Source organism: Breoghania sp. (assembly GCF_030066895.1).
GTDB lineage: Bacteria > Pseudomonadota > Alphaproteobacteria > Rhizobiales > Stappiaceae > Breoghania.
Window position 1 is genome coordinate 85,574 of sequence record NZ_JASJAV010000015.1, and the last position, 15,094, is coordinate 100,667.

Below are 15,094 nucleotides of genomic sequence, written 5' to 3' on the forward strand. Positions count from 1 at the left end.
CGGCCTCTAGAACCGCAGCAGCTTGACCTGTTTGACGAGCTGCAGGGCCTGCAGCTTCTCCACCGTTTCCGCCGGCACCTCGCCGTCGACCTCGATCAATGCGATGGCGTCGCCGCCGGGCTCAGTGCGGCCGAGATTGAAGGTCGCGATATTGACCCCGGCCTCGCCCAAGAGCGATCCGAACTTGCCGATGAAGCCCGGCTTGTCCTCGTTGGTGATGTAGAGCATGTGCGGCCCCGGCGCGGCCTCCATGTCGATCCCTTTCACCTGGATGAGACGCGGCGTACCGTCGGCGAAGATGGTTCCGGCCACCGACCGGCTCTGGCGCTCGGTCAGGATCGTCAGGCGGATATAGGTCTCGTAGGCGCCCTGCTGCGCGCGGTGAACCTCCTCCATCTGAATGTCGCGATCGCGCGCCAATGAGGGCGCGGAGACCATGTTGACCGATTGCAGCAGCGGCGTCAGAACCCCGGTCAGCGCCGCAGCCGTCAGCGCCTTGGTGTTCATCTCCGCCACATAGCCCTCATACTCGATCCGGATGCCGGTGATCGCTGTCTCGGTCACCTGTCCGGCGAACGAGCCGAGCTGCTCGGCAAGCTTCACGAAGGGGCGCAGCCTCGGAGCTTCTTCCGACGAAATTGACGGCATGTTCAAGGCATTGGAGACGCCGCCGGTCATCAGATAGTCGGAAATCTGCTCCGCCACCTGCAGCGCCACGTTCTCCTGCGCCTCCTCCGTCGCAGCCCCCAGATGCGGCGTGCAGACAAGGTTCGGCGCGCCGAACAGCACGTTTTCCTTCGCCGGTTCCTCCACGAACACGTCGAAAGCCGCCCCCGCCACATGGCCGGAATCGAGCGCCTCACGCATCGCCGCCTCGTCCACCAGACCGCCGCGCGCGCAGTTGATGATGCACACGCCCTTCTTGGTCTGGGCGATCGCATCGGCCGACAGGATGTTGCGGGTCTTGTCGGTCAGCGGCGTATGTAGCGTAATGAAGTCGGCCCGGCGCAATAGCTCCGGCAGTTCCACCTTCTCCACGCCCAGATCGCGCGCCCGCTCATGGCTGAGGAAGGGGTCGTAGGCAATCACCTTCATCCGAAGCCCGATAGCGCGCTCGGCCACGATCGACCCGATATTGCCGCAGCCCACCAGCCCCAGCGTCTTGGCCGTGATCTCCACACCCATGAACCGGGACTTCTCCCACTTGCCGGCCTGCGTCGAGGCATCGGCGGCCGGGATCTGCCGGGCAACGGAGAACATCATCGCAATGGCATGCTCGGCCGTCGTGATCGCGTTGCCAAACGGCGTGTTCATCACGATCACGCCCTTGGCGGTGGCGGCGGGAATATCGACGTTATCCACGCCGATCCCGGCCCGGCCGATGACCTTCAGCCGGTCGGCGCGTTCCAGGATCTTCGAGGTCACCTTGGTCGCGGACCGGATCGCCAGTCCGTCATACTGTTCGATGACCTCGGCGAACCTGTCCTTGTCCTTGCCCAGCTCGGGCTGGAAATCCACCTCCAGTCCGCGATCCTTGAAGATCTGAACGGCGGCGGGCGAAAGCTTGTCTGAAATGAGAATTCTGGGAGCCATGATCCACCTCTATCGGCCGGCTATTCTCCTCTGAGCCAGCTCAGCAATATGGGGATAGGGATCGACGCCCTCCTCCTCGGCGCGATGCGGCTCGACCGTCAGTCCGTAGAGCTGCAAGAGAGGGACGCCGAGATAGTGGCCGGTCGAGAAATTCTCGACCAAAGCCTCGGCATCGCCCTCGTATCCGGCCGGATGGAAGAGGACCTCCAACGAAATGTTCAGGTGGCGGGCGGCAGCGTACGACCATGCGATCGTCGCCATTTCGTCCCCCAGAATCCAGTTTCTCGCGCGCCCTCTCGGCCGGATCGCTCACCGCGATATGCCCGGCCTCGTGCAGGATGTCGCCCGGATAGAGCAGACGGTCCTCATCGATGAAGAGCGTGCCGAAACGGATATCTAGCCCCGGCAGGAACGTGGGGTCCGGCAACGCCTCGAAGCGCACCGGTATGCCCACCGCTTGGACGAACCCGGTGAACTTCCGGCTCATGGGATCGCCCGCCGCCATTCAGGCCGCCGTCTCTTGTGCGGCCAACCTTTGCGCAAAGGCCCAGTCGAGCCACGGCGTCAGCGCCTTCAGATCGGAGGCCTCCACCGTCGCCCCGCACCAGATCCGAAGCCCGGCCGGAGCATCCCGGTAGGACCCGATGTCATGGGCTACACCTTCCGCGTCGAGCTTGGAGACGATCGCCTTGGCGAACGCCCCTTGTGCCTTCTCATCGAGGGCTGCGACCGTCGGATCGACGATCTTCAGACAGACGGAGGTGTTGGAGCGAATGGCGGGATCGGCGGCCAGGAAATCGACCCACGGGGTCTTTGCCACCCAGTCGGCGATGACCTTGGCATTTGTATCGGCCCGCGCGCACAGCGCATCGAGCCCGCCGAGACCGAGGCCCCAGTCCAGCGCATCGATATAATCCTCGACGCAGAGCATGGACGGCGTGTTGATGGTCGCGCCTTCGAAGATGCCTTCGATGAGCTTGCCGCCCTTGGTGAGCCGAAAGATCTTCGACATCGGCCATGCGGGCGTGTAGCTTTCCAGGCGCTCCACCGCGCGGGGGCAGAGGATCAGCATGCCGTGCGCGGCCTCGCCGCCCAGCACCTTCTGCCAGGAGAAGGTGACCACATCGAGCTTGGCGAAATCGAGCTTCTGCGCGAACGCCGCTGAGGTCGCGTCGCAGATCGTTAAGCCCTCACGATCCGCAGGAATCCAGTCGCCATTCGGCACCCGGACGCCCGAGGTCGTACCGTTCCAGGTGAAGACGACGTCATGGCTGAAATCGACCGCGCTCAGATCCGGCAGCTCGCCGTAATCAGCCACCATCTTGCGGGCGCCTTCGAGCTTGAGCTGCTTGATGACATCCGTCACCCAGCCCAACCCGAAGCTTTCCCAGGCCAGCATGTCCACGGGGCGCGCCCCCAGGAGCGACCACAGCGCCATCTCCACGGCGCCCGTGTCGGAAGCCGGAACGATGCCGATGCGATAGTCGTCGGGGACTTTTAGAAGTTCGCGCGTCTTGTCGATGGCGGCGGCCAGCTTGGCCTTGCCGATCTTTGCGCGATGCGATCGCCCAAGCGGGGCGTCATCGAGAGCCTGAAGGCTCCAGCCGGGGCGCTTGGCGCAGGGGCCGGACGAAAAATTGGGATTGGCCGGCCGCCGGGCCGGTTTCTCAGTCACAGTCATGAATACTACCCTTTCAGACAGGCGCCCTTCGTTGGGGAAGGGTGTCCCACTGACCCGCATATGCGAAAATGCGGAGAAGGGCAAATGATAGATTGTTTCGGGGTAGGCTTTGGGGATTAATGAATATCTCTTAGTGTTAGGCTCTCCTCAGGCGACGGGTTGGCACCCGACACAACCTTACGGAAGCCAAGGATCAATAGTTTCGCTAAATTTCGTTCGAGTTTGAAATTGCGCCAACCACACTCACTGACTCGGAGATCCCATTGAGATTTCTTGTATTTTGTACGATACTTGTGTTTTCGCTTATTTTTCTATCCGCAGTCAACGCGCTGTTTGTTCCTTTAATCCCGTCGGCTCCGTGCGAAAATAGAATATGTATTGTTGCTCGAACATTTAGTGAATACCAAACGCTCGTAAGCGCAGGGCTAGCAATTCTAGCTGCATGTGTTACTGCTCGTCCCGCTTGGCTTCAGCTCAAAAAAATGCAGGTGCAACAGGACATTTCCGCCCGGTCTACAATCGTTAGACGTCTTAAGGACGTGGAAGCCCGCGCAAGAACAACATTTTTAAAAATAGAAAGCTTAATAAACAATATTAATATGACAATATACTCGGAGTATGACACTGAGTCAGATTCGTATTGTTGGAATTATAATAATATAAACGATAACTTGGGCATACAATTTCCTATCTACATGCGACAAAATTATCATCAAGCTCGAAGCACAGCAGACATCGATGCGTGATACCCACCAAATCGAGCATACTCGACAGAGCGTAATCGAAGCAGTTAGAGCACTTAGAGAGTGTTTTGATTACATCAGCGCTCCAAGGCGCTTTTCTGGCGATCCAGAAATTTCAGAGCAGCGTATGGATGAGATTCGTTCAGAAGGAGAAAAAGCTCGCACTGAACTCCCGAAAAAAGCAACTGCTTTAGAGGGCGCATATAGGGAAGCAAGGCAAATAGTTTAATCCGAAACAGAAGCAATTCGTCAGCGGTTGCGTGAGATCGACGATGAACTTTTGAAGGGCTCATAATTCGTCCCCAATTGCCTACAAAATACCTTCTCGTCATTGCCGGCCCCGACCGGTAATCCATGCCGTAATATCGTCGTACGGGAAGAGGTTGATGTAGTACGCTAATCGACCCACATTCTTCGCCGAGGCCTCATGGAATGGATCCAGGGGCAGAGCCCGGGATAACGACGGAGAAGGTCGTAGGAACCGGCAAGGACAGGACGCCCAGTCCCACGAATGTCGCGCACATCCTGCTCCGTATTCTCCCTCGACCTCCCGTGCATTCCGCTTGAAGACCTTGCGCCGATAGAATTTCTTATCTCGATAACAAATATTTATCGCATCATTTCACACTCTGCGACATTCTATATCTTGCAACTCAAGTTTAACTCCGACACGGTTTGCACGTTAATACATGGTCGGAAAGTAACGTGAGCGCGTGAAAGAGGTCGGTCGGCGAACCCCGACAGTGAACAGGACCGTCTACGCACAGATCAAAGCCTGAGACACGCCAAACCCGCGTGCGCGCAACGTGAGAACTGTCATGGAAAGAAAACTGGCCAATCCGGCCCCGCTCGGACTGACGGGCTTTGCCTTGACGATCTGGATGCTCAGTCTCGTGAATTCCGGGCTCTATACCGGCTCCAGCGTGCCCCTCGTGCTGGCCTCCGCCTTTGCCTTCGGCAGCACGGCGCAATTCGCCACCGGACTGATGGAAATGCCGCGCGGCAATACGTTCGGCTGCGTCGCCTTTTGCTCCTACGGCGCCTTCTGGTGGACGTTCGCGCTGTTCGTCAACTTCTTCTCCGCGGGCGTCGCGGGCGGTTTCGTCGCCTGGTGGCTCGCCATGTGGGGCGTCTTCACCTTCTTCATGTGGGGGTCGGAACCCTGACGCTGCCGCGCGCGCTGCAGATGGTGTTCCTGTCGCTGTGGATCACCTTCGCACTCTTGGCGGCGGGCGATTTCACCGGACTGGAGGCGATCAAGCATGCGGGCGGTTATGCCGGCCTGCTGACCGCCGTCTTCGCCTTCTATCTGGCGGCGGCCGAAGTAAGTCATCAACGAGACCCACGGCCGCGAGATCCTGCCCTTCGGCACGCCGAAGGACGCCATCGGCCACGGTGCGGCCCAGCCCGCCGAGTAAACGGAGACGACGGCACTCCGGACGCGCCGGATCACACCGGCGTGTTCGGGGGACGTTTCCGCGAAGGCGAAGCCGCCCGTCGACGTGGACCTCCGGATGGCGCACGTCTTACGCCCCCGCACCATTGTCATTCCCGCGAAAGCGGGGAACCAGCACCCAGTGCGGCCAGCGGTTTATTTTCATAAGAAAAATTCGTTGGTTAATGGATTCCCGCCTTCGCGGGAATGACAATGGTGCGGAAGCGCTTCAAGGAGTTGTTCCCCGGCCTCCCTGAAAGCATCCCGAGGCACTCCGAGAATGCTTCCCCTCCGCCTCCCCGGCACTCAACTCGTGTTTTTCACATTACCGCATTGTAATTTTTTCAACACGTTTTCGCCCAGTTTCCGTCACGAAATTTCACGCGTCCAAAACCTGCCCTCAACACCGCATTTCGCGACGCGAAGGGGCCCGTTTCTACGACCCGTCACTTAACGGATAGAACAGCAGGAGACCAAACCATGTCGCTTGGACGCGCATGGCTGCCGGCACTCGCCGCAGCATCTCTCATCACCATTCTTCCAGCTTCAGCCGCAACCATGATGATGGGCCAGGGGAGCGATCAATCGGCCCCGATCCGCGGCCTGTGGCTCACCACCCCATTCCCCGAACGAACGGTGGACTTCGGCAATACCGTCAAGCTCGATATCTCGCTGCGCAACAAGCCCCTGCCGCCCGAGCGCGTCGAACTCAAGCTCGACGGTCTCCCCGAAAGCTGGAAGTCCGAGATCGACGGCAGCGGATCGCAAGTCTCCGCCGCCATGGTGCCTATGGACGACACCGAAACGCTCCATCTGGTGCTGACCCCGCCGGAGAATGCCAAACCCGGCTCCTTCTCGTTCAAGGTGCTGGGCACTGTGGACGATGCAAGTGCGGGCACGCCTGAGACGCTGGATCTGCCGGTCAAGCTCACCATGGCGGAGGCAAAGCCCGCCAAGCTGACGCTCGACCCGAAGCTGCCCACCTTGCGCGGCACGGCCAAGTCCTCCTTCGATTTCGAGCTGAAGCTGAAGAATGACAGCCCGAAGGACGCGGTCGTGAACCTCGCCTCCAAGGCACCCGACGGCTTCCAGGTCTCGTTCACCGAAGGCTATGGCAGCCAGAGATCACCTCCCTGCCGCTGAAGGCCAATGAGAACAAGACCGTCAAGGCGAAGGTGAAGGCGCCGCAGAACGTGTCTGCAGCCACCTATGACGTGGCCGTTGCCGCACAAAGCGACACCGTCACCACCCAGACCACCCTGCACCTGCAGGTAACTGGTCAGCCGCAGATCGCACTGGAAGGCCCCAGCGGCCTGCTGTCGGACACGGCCACGGCCGGCGAAGAGCGCGATTTCACCTTCACCGTGCGCAATATCGGCTCCAACATTGCCCGCGACGTCAAGCTGAACGCGCGCGCCTTCGGGGTGGAAAACGGAAGTGGAGCCGAAGGTTTTGCCCGAACTGGCGCCCGACGCCAAGCAAGACGTTTCCGTCCATATGACGCCCGCCAAGAACGCGGTTGCAGGCGATTAAATGACCTCGTTCAGCGCGTCCGGCTCCGGCGTTTCCAAGTCGGCCGATTCCCGCGTGACCGTCACCACCTCCACGCTGTGGGGTGCGACCGGGCTCGGCGTCATCCCAGCCGCCCTACTGGTGATGGCCGTCGGCGTGCGTCGGTACGGCCGCAGATGAGCGGCGAGGCGAAGAGAGATCCCGTCATCGAGATGCGGGATCTCGTCAAGCTCTACGGCGGCGCGGAGGCCGTCGCGGGGCTTGATCTCACCGTCAACGAGGGCGAGGTGTTCGGGCTTCTGGGGCCCAACGGGTCCGGCAAGACCACGATGATCCTGATCCTGCTGGGCCTAACCGACCCCACCTCGAGAACCGTCCGCGTCACCGGGCTCGATCCGTTGCGCCAACCGCTCGCGGTCAAGCGCGCGGTCGGGTACCTGCCGGACGATGTCGGCTTTTACGACACCATGACGGCGCGCGAAAACCTGCGCTACACGGCGCGGCTTGCCGGGCTCGACACGGCCGAGGCCGACCGGCGCATCGACAATGCGCTGGAACGCGTCCGCCTGCACGACGTGGCGGAGAAAGCCGTCGCCGGCTTCTCGCACGGCATGCGGCAGCGGCTCGGCCTGACCGAAGTGCTCGTCAAGGACTGCCCCATCGCCATCCTCGACGAGCCGACCAACGGACTCGACCCGCAATCGACGACCGAGCTGCTCGGTCTGATCCGCAAACTGCGAGATGACGGGCGCACCGTGCTCCTGTCCTCGCACATGCTATCGCTGGTGCAGTCGATCTGCGACCGGGTCACCTTGATCAATCACGGGCGGATAGGGCTGACCGGACCGGTGGATACGCTCCGCTCCCAGGTGCTGGGCGGAGCCTACACGATCGAGGTGGAGGCAGACGGCGTCGATATCGGGAAGGTGACCGTCGACATTCCCGGCGCGACCGGGGTCGAGACGCCGCGGCGCGGCCATGCCTACATCCGGACGCATGCCGATATCCGCACGGACGTGGCGGCGAAAATCGTGCAGGACAGCGAACGTCTTTCGAGCATCGCCATGCACCGGCCGAACCTCAATGACGTCTACCAGCGCTATTTCGAGGATATGAGCCATGCGGCGTGAAGGATCGCCCTGAACCGGGCTTTGGGCGGTGACTTCCAAGGAGGCCGCCGACCACCTCACCAACGCGCGAATGAAGATCGTGCTGGGCCTCGTCGTTCTCACCGCCATGGGCGCGGCCTATGGCGCGGCCGGGCAGTTGAAGGAGACGGTAGGATCGGATCCGTTCCTGTTCCTGAGGCTGTTCACTACCGGCCACCAGCCCCTGCCCTCGTTTGCGGGCTTCCTGAGTTTCCTGTTGCCGCTCGTCGCCATCACCCTGGCGTTCGACGCGATCAACGGGGAATATCAGCGCCACACCATGAGCCGGGTGCTGTCGCAGCCGATCCACCGGAACGCGCTGCTCGCAGGCAAGCTCTTCGGCGGGCTCATAGTGCTCACCATCTGCGTGATCACGCTGTGACTGCTGGTGACCGGCGTCGGCATTCTCGCCCTTGGCCTTCCGCCAAGCGGCGAGCAAGTGGCGCGCGGCGTCGCCTTCCTGGTGGTCTCGGTCGCCTAATTCCGCGATCTGGCTCGGCATCGCGCTGCTGTTTTCCACCTGGTTCCGCTCCACCGCGACTGCAGCCCTTGCCGCGCTCGCCCTGTGGCTGGTATTCACGATCTTCTGGCCGATGCTTTCCCCGATCGTGGCGAACATTCTGGCGCCCGTCGATCTTCTGAACCCGATGACCGCGCTGACCCAGTACAACCTGCAGCACGACCTGATGCAGATTTCGCCGGCAACGCTTTATGCCGAAATGCTGACCGGCATCCTGCATCCCTCGACCTGGGAGCTCGAACTTCTGTTCCGCTCCCAGCTTCAGGGCGCGCTGGTCGGCTCGCCTCTGTCGCTCGGCCAGAGCCTGCTGATCGTCTGGCCGGACTTCTCCGGTCTGGTGGCGGGCATCGTGGTCGTCTTCACGCTGGCCTATGTGTCGTTCCAGCGTCAGGAAGGGCGCGCCTGACAAGGCGGAACCGACATATCAAGACGCAAAAGGGCCGGGAAGCAGTCTTCCCGGCCCTTTTTTCTAGAAACTTGAAGTCGTCTCGCGCGGCTCAGTTGAAGTTGTAGAGCAGACCGAGACGCAGTTCGTGGACATAGAGATCGTCGTACTCGATGCGGCTCTGTGTACCATCGATCCGGCCACTCTTGGCCTTGCCGAGCGAACGGAACTGATAACCGGCATCGACCATCATGTTCGGCGAGATCTCGTAGGATGCACCGGCCATCAGCGCCCAGGCCAGATTCCAGCGGCCGTGGCTGCCGTAGGAACCGGTGTTGCCGCCGCCATTGTCGTAGCGAATGCCGGACGCCTTCACATAGGACGTGAAGTCGTAGATGGTGCCGAGATCGGCGTAGGCGTTGACCATGAAGGTCAAAGCGTCGATACCGGCGGTCTCATGCGACGTGGACGAGCTACCGCAAGACCCGATACAGGGCGTGCGCATCGAACCCGGACTTGAATTCATAGTCGACCGTGACGTCACTGCGGAATCAGTCATTGAAGTAAGAACCGACACCGCCGGAGATCAGCGCCGTATTGTCGAGACCCTCGTTGGAGAAATCGCCGATATTGTTGTAGGTCGTGCGGGCCGACGGATCGGCGTAAATCTTGAAGCCGATATCGCCGCGCAGGTACCAGCCACCCTGCGGCGCGACATAAGGTTCAGGAATGTATTCGGGAAGATCGGCAGTACTCGCAAGTGTCGGAAGTGCGAGCGCAATACTGGCTAAGACGATTAATTTCCTCAGGTTGCTCATGTTGCACCCACCCTTCTCTTGCCGGGCACCTCGAGTGCCGGCAGTAAAATTCATACGCGATGGTTGTCATAATGAATTTTGAAATTTTAAATTATTATTAACTCTAGTAAAATTAGTTAATACTTTGCTTAAATTAACAGATTGTATTAGCTATTTGTTAGTGCCTCTTAATTGAAAATGCTTATCCCGCGTCCGACAAGAGTGCCTGCTCGGGCTCACAAGTCCCTGTTTTCGGTTAAAAATGGCAGAATTGGCGAGGGAACGCGCGCATCGGCACCCGGGTGCCGCCCTCCCGGATCGTGTCATGCCGTTAACCATGAATGGCGCAAACACCCCATCCAGATGCTTGAAATTAACCTTTTCGGCCAACCGATCCGGCGCTCATCCCCACCCGCTCTTGCCCCATTCCGGCGCGCAAAGGCTCGGTTTCACGGATTTCCGCCCCGCTCAGGAGTCGTTCCGGCGCGGTGCCATTCCTGTATTGAGATAACCTTACGGGAAGAGAGATGCCGCAGGCTCACAGAAGATCAAAGTCCTCGCGCTGCGACATCCCGTAACGAAATCCGGATTTCGGATGCAAGTAATCCAGACAGAGTCAGTAGCGGATGTGGAATGTCGCGGAGACGTCGTGATCGCGGGCATCTTCGGCGAGGCTGCCATTGTAGCTCAGCTCCAGCGCCGCGTTTCCGTTGAAAGAGACGTTCAGGCCAACCTCCACTTCCGCGCTGTCGCGCAAGATCGGCAGTCCATCGACCGTGAAGTCGCTACCGCCGGAGAAGTGCAGCCTCGTGTCGGTATCGACGTCCCCATAGGCATGACGCCAACCGAGACCGCCACGCGCCGACACGCCGAGCTCGCCAACCTTGAAGAGATCGGCCTCCCCGCGCAGCCTCAACGTGGTCGAAACGCTGTTGAGACTGCTGTCGTCACCCGACAAGACCGCGGAACCACCCGTATCGTGGAAGGCATACGTCTGCTGATAGGCGTAAGTCACCCCCGCATAAGGCTCAAAGCGCGCAAACGAGGTGGCGAAACCGTAGCCGGCCTCGGCAAAGGCCTGCAACGTATGGGCGCCGCCGAGCCACAGCGCGACATTCCCTATTTGCCCGCCTGCGTAGACGCCCGCGGTATAGCTGTCCGAGGACCGGCTGTCGACCGAATCTGGTCGCGTCCGAAGCCGCCCATCACGCCGACGCGCCAACCGCCCATCGGCCCCACATAGACTGGAGCATCCACACCGAAGAACAGGCCGCCGGAGCGATAGTCCGCGGAAGCGGCATTGCCGTTGCCGTCACGCGCGCCCCAGGACCCCCTAACCCGAGAACCACACCGCGATGCCGCTTTCCGCCTTCGGTTCGCGTCCCTTTTCGTTGTCGCCATGGGAGGCGAACACCGGCATCGAGGCCGAACCGGCCGCACCGAAAGCATTGCGGATCCGCGAAATCGCCGCGCCGGACACCTGCTGCGCCGTGCTCACCAGAAGGCTCTTCGCCGTGCCGTGAACCTCGCCCGACAACAGGGCGTCCGCCTTCTGCGCCTGGCTCATCGTCATGGTCAGCATGGTCTCGTAGACATCGTTGCAGTAGCCCAGCGACTGCACGCCGGCCGCAGTGTTGTACTGGTTGGAGGTCGTGGTGACGTCGGTATAGTCGACGTCGTTGCGCACCATCGTCACGTCCACCATCGTCGACGTGTAACTCGCATAGGCATCGAGGAAGGCGAAATCGTCTTCCACCATCGTGAACGTACCCTCGATGCTGTCTGCCTCGATGACCGTGTAGGTCGTCAGCACGTCATAGGACGTCCCGTCCTCCGTGACGTCGGCGGAGGAGATGTGGAGCGTCGCGCCGTCCTCAATCGTCGCCGTCCCGGAAACCGACAATAGATCGCTGTCGCCCGAGCTGTCGATCTGAACGAGATAGGTCGAGCCATCCTCGAAAGTGACGTCGCCATCGACGGTCAACGTGCCGATATCGGTTGCAGCATCGTCGCTCGATGTCAGGCTCGAGATCAGCTCAAGCAACGAGGAATAACCGCCCGGCGCAATCGTGCCGCCGGAAAACGTGACGTCCCCGGTGGAACCTTCAACCACCAGGATGCCGTCGGAGACCGCGACCGCGACCGCGACCGCGACCGCGACCGCGAGCGTGTCCGACCAGTCGCCCGTGGCAACCACCGTACCGGCCCCCGTCGCCGCAACCGTACCGGACCCGGTAACGTCGCCGGAATAGATGCCTGCATCGCCCTCGGCCTCGTCGAGGTCCAGCGTGCCGTTTGCCTTGACGTCGCCGGTGATCGTATCCGTATCGCCGATCAGCGTTGCGCCGGCATCGATCATCGTGCCGCCGGTGTAGCTGTTCGTGCCGGTCAGCGTCACCGTTCCGGCGGCCACCGTCACGCTGCCATAGCCGGATATGTTGAACGACGGTTCGTAGTCGCTATCGGTAATGTTGATGTAGAGCGTGGCGTCCGAAGAACTCTTGCGCCCCAGGACGGTACTGGCGGCATTGATCGTCCCCGCCCCAACCGCATCCTCGCCTTCGGCGGCACCAATGATCAGCGTGCCCGTGGTCCCCCCGAAATAGTACACATAGATCGTTCTCTCGCCGTCGGCGACGGTGACCGTCAGCGTGCCGTCGCCGTCATCACCGACATAAACGGATCCGCTCGCTGTGATCAGCGACCCTTCTCCGTTAACCGTCACCGTTCCTTCGCTGGTCCAGAAGAGAAACGAGCCATCGACGATGACCAGCGACACCGTATTCAGGGTTGCGCCGCTTTCGACCGTCACGGTCCCGGATCCCATCAACACACCGACGAGTGTTTCGTCGTTGGTATCGGTCAGCGTCGCGCCGTTCGACAAGGTGAGGGACGCGTAGTGATCGTTGCCATACGTATCGTCGAGATAAAGCTCTGACGTCGTGACGGTGTAGTAGCCGTCGATCGTGATGTCGTCATTGTCGTCCGGGACAGTTCCGCCCCAGTTGTCGGCATCGTCCCAGCTCGCGCCGTCGCCGCCGCCGGTCCAGCTCACATCACCGGCCAAGGCCGGTTCGTTCAACATTGCGCAGGTGACGATGATCGCTACCGACGCCAGCAGGATCTGCCACGTACGATTTGTCTTGAACACCATCATCCCCCCTCAACAATCCGAACCAACGCAAGCACAGACAAGCGCCCGGATTCCGATCATCGGACCGGCCGTTCAGATGATCAGGGCAATGGGAAGAACCAGAAAATAGTAAAGAAAACCGGCAAATACTACGCTCCTCTTGAACCAGTAATTAAGTCAGATCTTGATGATTCAAACTCATAATATATATATCTGAAATATTTCTAACGTTTTTATTGTTCATATGTACATTGAAAACGCATGAATATACGATTTTTAATTCAGAAAAACTTCCGAGATATCGCCGTTCCGACGATTTAAAACAAAGGAATACGTTTTGCCGGTTCAAGACGTTGAGAGTTCAGGGGGCTCTTTTTTCTACGCTTGCAAAACGCCTTATCGCGCAGGCAGCAGCGCCCCGGATCGGAAGATCGGACCTTACGTTTGACCGGCAAATTATGACTGTCGGTTGTGCAGTCGTTGGCAGGGACAGATCTGCGTCAGCTACGTGCGGTTGTGCCGTCTTTCAGGCACACTGCGACACTATGGCCGCACGGGATCGCCCCGTTACTCCCGTTGGCAAGAAGCGACGAACGGGAAGCCTTCGGACAACAACGTCAGACAGGGTTGGGCAAACGTCGCTACCGGCTTCAGGCCGCGACTTCGCTCAACGCGCTGCAGATATCGTCGACCACGGTATTGACGAGATCCACGTCGTCGCCTTCGGCCATGACTCGGATCAGCGGTTCGGTACCCGACGGACGGATCACTAAACGGCCGCCCTTGCCGAGCCGCCCCTTGGCCGCCTCGATGGAGGTGACTACCGCCTCGCTGTCGAGCGGCGACGTACCGCCGACAATGCGGACGTTCTTCAGGATCTGCGGCACCGGCTCGAAACGGCGGCAAACTTCCGAAACCGGCTTGTTCTCCTGGCGCACCACCGCGAGCACCTGAAGGGCTGCGACGAGCCCGTCGCCGGTGGTGGAGAAATCGGACAGGATGATGTGGCCGGACTGCTCTCCACCGAGATTGAAACCGTGGCGGCGCATGTGTTCGACCACGTGCCGGTCGCCGACCTTTGTGCGCTCCAGCGCCAGACCGAGACCGGACAGATGCCGCTCCAGCCCGAGATTGGACATCACGGTGGCGACGATCCCCGGCTGGGCAAGCTGGCCGCTCTTCTTCCAGCTTTCCGCAACCACCGCCATGAGCTGATCGCCGTCGACCGCCTCGCCCTTCTCGTCGACCAGGATCACCCGATCGGCGTCGCCATCGAGCGCAATGCCGATATCGGCGCACAGCTCGCGCACCTTCTCGCACAACGCGCCGATGGAGGTGGAGCCGCAATCCTTGTTGATGTTGAGACCGTCCGGATCCACGCCGATGGAAAAGACCTCGGCACCCAGCTCCCACAGCACTTCCGGCGCCGTGCGATAGGCCGCACCGTTGGCGCAGTCCACGACGATGCGCAGCCCCTCCAGGCTCATGTTGCGCGGCAAGGTCCGCTTTGCGTATTCGACATAACGGTCGCGCACGCCGTCGACGCGCTTGGCCCGGCCTAGATCGGCGGGGGCGGCAAGCCGACCGGATAGATCGCTTTCGATCAACCGCTCGATCTCGTGCTCTACCTCGTCGGACAGCTTGAACCCGTCGGGACCGAAAATCTTGATGCCGTTATCGGCATAGGCATTGTGCGAGGCGGAAATCATCACACCGATATCGGCGCGCAAGCTGCGCGTCAGCATGGCAACGCCCGGCGTCGGGATGGGCCCGAGCTGGAAGACGTCCATGCCCGCGGAAGTGAACCCTGCGACCAGCGCGGTTTCGGTCATATAGCCGGAAAGACGGGTGTCCTTGCCCAGGACGACGCGGTGGCGATGTCCGCCGTTTCGGAAGATGACACCGACTGCCATGCCGACCTTCATGGCGACTTCGGGCGTGATCGGCCAACGATTGGCCTGCCCGCGAATACCGTCCGTCCCGAAATAGCTGCGTGTCATCGATCTTCGAATACCCTGCATGCGACAAGCCGCAGGACAAGCGCCGTCGCCTGAACGCACTATTGAGAGGTCCGGGGCTCAATTTGCGCCATCAACGTCGGCGCGCCCGCAGACACAATTTTTCTGCCGTCTACATAGCGAATGATG

15 protein-coding genes are annotated in these 15,094 nt (G+C 60.5%); 7 read left to right on the forward strand and 8 right to left on the reverse strand.

What is annotated here, in order from left to right; genetic code table 11:
* Positions 1 to 6 precede the first annotated feature (6 nt).
* The 3 genes from serA to QNJ43_RS15365 all read right to left on the reverse strand — a co-directional run bounded on the left by serA (position 7) and on the right by QNJ43_RS15365 (position 3,274).
* On the reverse strand, positions 7 to 1,593 hold the full coding sequence (serA, locus tag QNJ43_RS15355) for a phosphoglycerate dehydrogenase (protein WP_300471384.1): 1,587 nt from the start codon (positions 1,591 to 1,593) through the stop codon (positions 7 to 9).
* Between the two features lie 9 nt (positions 1,594 to 1,602).
* Positions 1,603 to 1,854, reverse strand: a complete 252-nt coding sequence (locus QNJ43_RS15360; RefSeq protein WP_300471387.1) for a hypothetical protein — start codon at positions 1,852 to 1,854, stop codon at positions 1,603 to 1,605.
* Positions 1,855 to 2,098: 244 nt separating this feature from the next.
* A complete protein-coding gene (locus QNJ43_RS15365) occupies positions 2,099 to 3,274 on the reverse strand; it encodes a phosphoserine transaminase (protein WP_300471388.1) in 1,176 nt (391 codons plus the stop codon).
* A gap of 738 nt (positions 3,275 to 4,012) precedes the next feature.
* Here QNJ43_RS15365 and QNJ43_RS15370 point away from each other — a divergent pair.
* From QNJ43_RS15370 to QNJ43_RS15400, 7 genes are all read left to right on the forward strand, one after another.
* The gene (locus QNJ43_RS15370) at positions 4,013 to 4,246 is read left to right on the forward strand and encodes a hypothetical protein (RefSeq protein WP_300471391.1); all 234 of its coding nucleotides are present in this window, start codon (positions 4,013 to 4,015) and stop codon (positions 4,244 to 4,246) included.
* Between the two features lie 589 nt (positions 4,247 to 4,835).
* Positions 4,836 to 5,183: an acetate uptake transporter gene (locus QNJ43_RS15375; RefSeq protein ID WP_300471393.1), complete on the forward strand. Its 348-nt coding sequence runs from the start codon at positions 4,836 to 4,838 to the stop codon at positions 5,181 to 5,183.
* A complete protein-coding gene (locus tag QNJ43_RS15380; RefSeq protein ID WP_300471396.1) occupies positions 5,165 to 5,620 on the forward strand; it encodes an acetate uptake transporter in 456 nt (151 codons plus the stop codon). Before QNJ43_RS15375 ends, QNJ43_RS15380 begins: the two co-directional genes overlap by 19 nt.
* A 312-nt stretch (positions 5,621 to 5,932) precedes the next feature.
* Entirely contained in the window at positions 5,933 to 6,595 is a 663-nt protein-coding gene (locus tag QNJ43_RS15385; RefSeq protein WP_300471399.1) for a hypothetical protein, read from the forward strand.
* Positions 6,596 to 6,627: 32 nt separating this feature from the next.
* Positions 6,628 to 8,094, forward strand: a complete 1,467-nt coding sequence (locus tag QNJ43_RS15390; RefSeq protein ID WP_346433001.1) for an ATP-binding cassette domain-containing protein — start codon at positions 6,628 to 6,630, stop codon at positions 8,092 to 8,094.
* 28 nt (positions 8,095 to 8,122) lie between these two features.
* Positions 8,123 to 8,494, forward strand: a complete 372-nt coding sequence (locus tag QNJ43_RS15395) for an ABC transporter permease subunit (protein WP_300471401.1) — start codon at positions 8,123 to 8,125, stop codon at positions 8,492 to 8,494.
* A gap of 31 nt (positions 8,495 to 8,525) precedes the next feature.
* Positions 8,526 to 9,038, forward strand: a complete 513-nt coding sequence (locus QNJ43_RS15400; RefSeq protein WP_300471404.1) for an ABC transporter permease subunit — start codon at positions 8,526 to 8,528, stop codon at positions 9,036 to 9,038.
* A gap of 91 nt (positions 9,039 to 9,129) precedes the next feature.
* Here QNJ43_RS15400 and QNJ43_RS15405 read toward each other — a convergent pair whose 3' ends face one another.
* From QNJ43_RS15405 to glmM, 5 genes are all read right to left on the reverse strand, one after another.
* Positions 9,130 to 9,444, reverse strand: a complete 315-nt coding sequence (locus QNJ43_RS15405) for an opacity family porin (RefSeq protein ID WP_300471406.1) — start codon at positions 9,442 to 9,444, stop codon at positions 9,130 to 9,132.
* Between the two features lie 124 nt (positions 9,445 to 9,568).
* Positions 9,569 to 9,835: a hypothetical protein gene (locus QNJ43_RS15410; RefSeq protein WP_300471409.1), complete on the reverse strand. Its 267-nt coding sequence runs from the start codon at positions 9,833 to 9,835 to the stop codon at positions 9,569 to 9,571.
* Positions 9,836 to 10,430: 595 nt separating this feature from the next.
* Positions 10,431 to 11,036, reverse strand: coding sequence for an autotransporter outer membrane beta-barrel domain-containing protein (locus tag QNJ43_RS15415; RefSeq protein WP_300471412.1), 606 nt, complete (start codon positions 11,034 to 11,036; stop codon positions 10,431 to 10,433).
* Between the two features lie 111 nt (positions 11,037 to 11,147).
* Positions 11,148 to 12,965, reverse strand: coding sequence for a hypothetical protein (locus tag QNJ43_RS15420; protein WP_300471415.1), 1,818 nt, complete (start codon positions 12,963 to 12,965; stop codon positions 11,148 to 11,150).
* Positions 12,966 to 13,597: 632 nt separating this feature from the next.
* Complete coding sequence (gene glmM / locus QNJ43_RS15425) at positions 13,598 to 14,947, reverse strand: phosphoglucosamine mutase (protein ID WP_300471417.1); 1,350 nt, start codon at positions 14,945 to 14,947, stop codon at positions 13,598 to 13,600.
* Between the last annotated feature and the right edge of the window lie 147 nt (positions 14,948 to 15,094).

Excerpts from the sequence above, each read along its gene's own strand:
- serA (WP_300471384.1), bottom strand. The coding sequence starts at position 1,593 with ATGGCTCCCAGAATTCTCATTTCAGACAAGCTTTCGCCCGCCGCCGTT.
- QNJ43_RS15360 (WP_300471387.1), bottom strand. The coding sequence starts at position 1,854 with ATGGCGACGATCGCATGGTCGTACGCTGCCGCCCGCCACCTGAACATT.
- QNJ43_RS15385 (WP_300471399.1), top strand. The coding sequence starts at position 5,933 with ATGTCGCTTGGACGCGCATGGCTGCCGGCACTCGCCGCAGCATCTCTC.
- QNJ43_RS15375 (WP_300471393.1), top strand. The coding sequence starts at position 4,836 with ATGGAAAGAAAACTGGCCAATCCGGCCCCGCTCGGACTGACGGGCTTT.
- QNJ43_RS15370 (WP_300471391.1), top strand. The coding sequence starts at position 4,013 with ATGCGTGATACCCACCAAATCGAGCATACTCGACAGAGCGTAATCGAA.
- QNJ43_RS15410 (WP_300471409.1), bottom strand. The coding sequence starts at position 9,835 with ATGAGCAACCTGAGGAAATTAATCGTCTTAGCCAGTATTGCGCTCGCA.
- glmM (WP_300471417.1), bottom strand. The coding sequence starts at position 14,947 with ATGACACGCAGCTATTTCGGGACGGACGGTATTCGCGGGCAGGCCAAT.
- QNJ43_RS15365 (WP_300471388.1), bottom strand. The coding sequence starts at position 3,274 with ATGACTGTGACTGAGAAACCGGCCCGGCGGCCGGCCAATCCCAATTTT.
- QNJ43_RS15405 (WP_300471406.1), bottom strand. The coding sequence starts at position 9,444 with ATGGTCAACGCCTACGCCGATCTCGGCACCATCTACGACTTCACGTCC.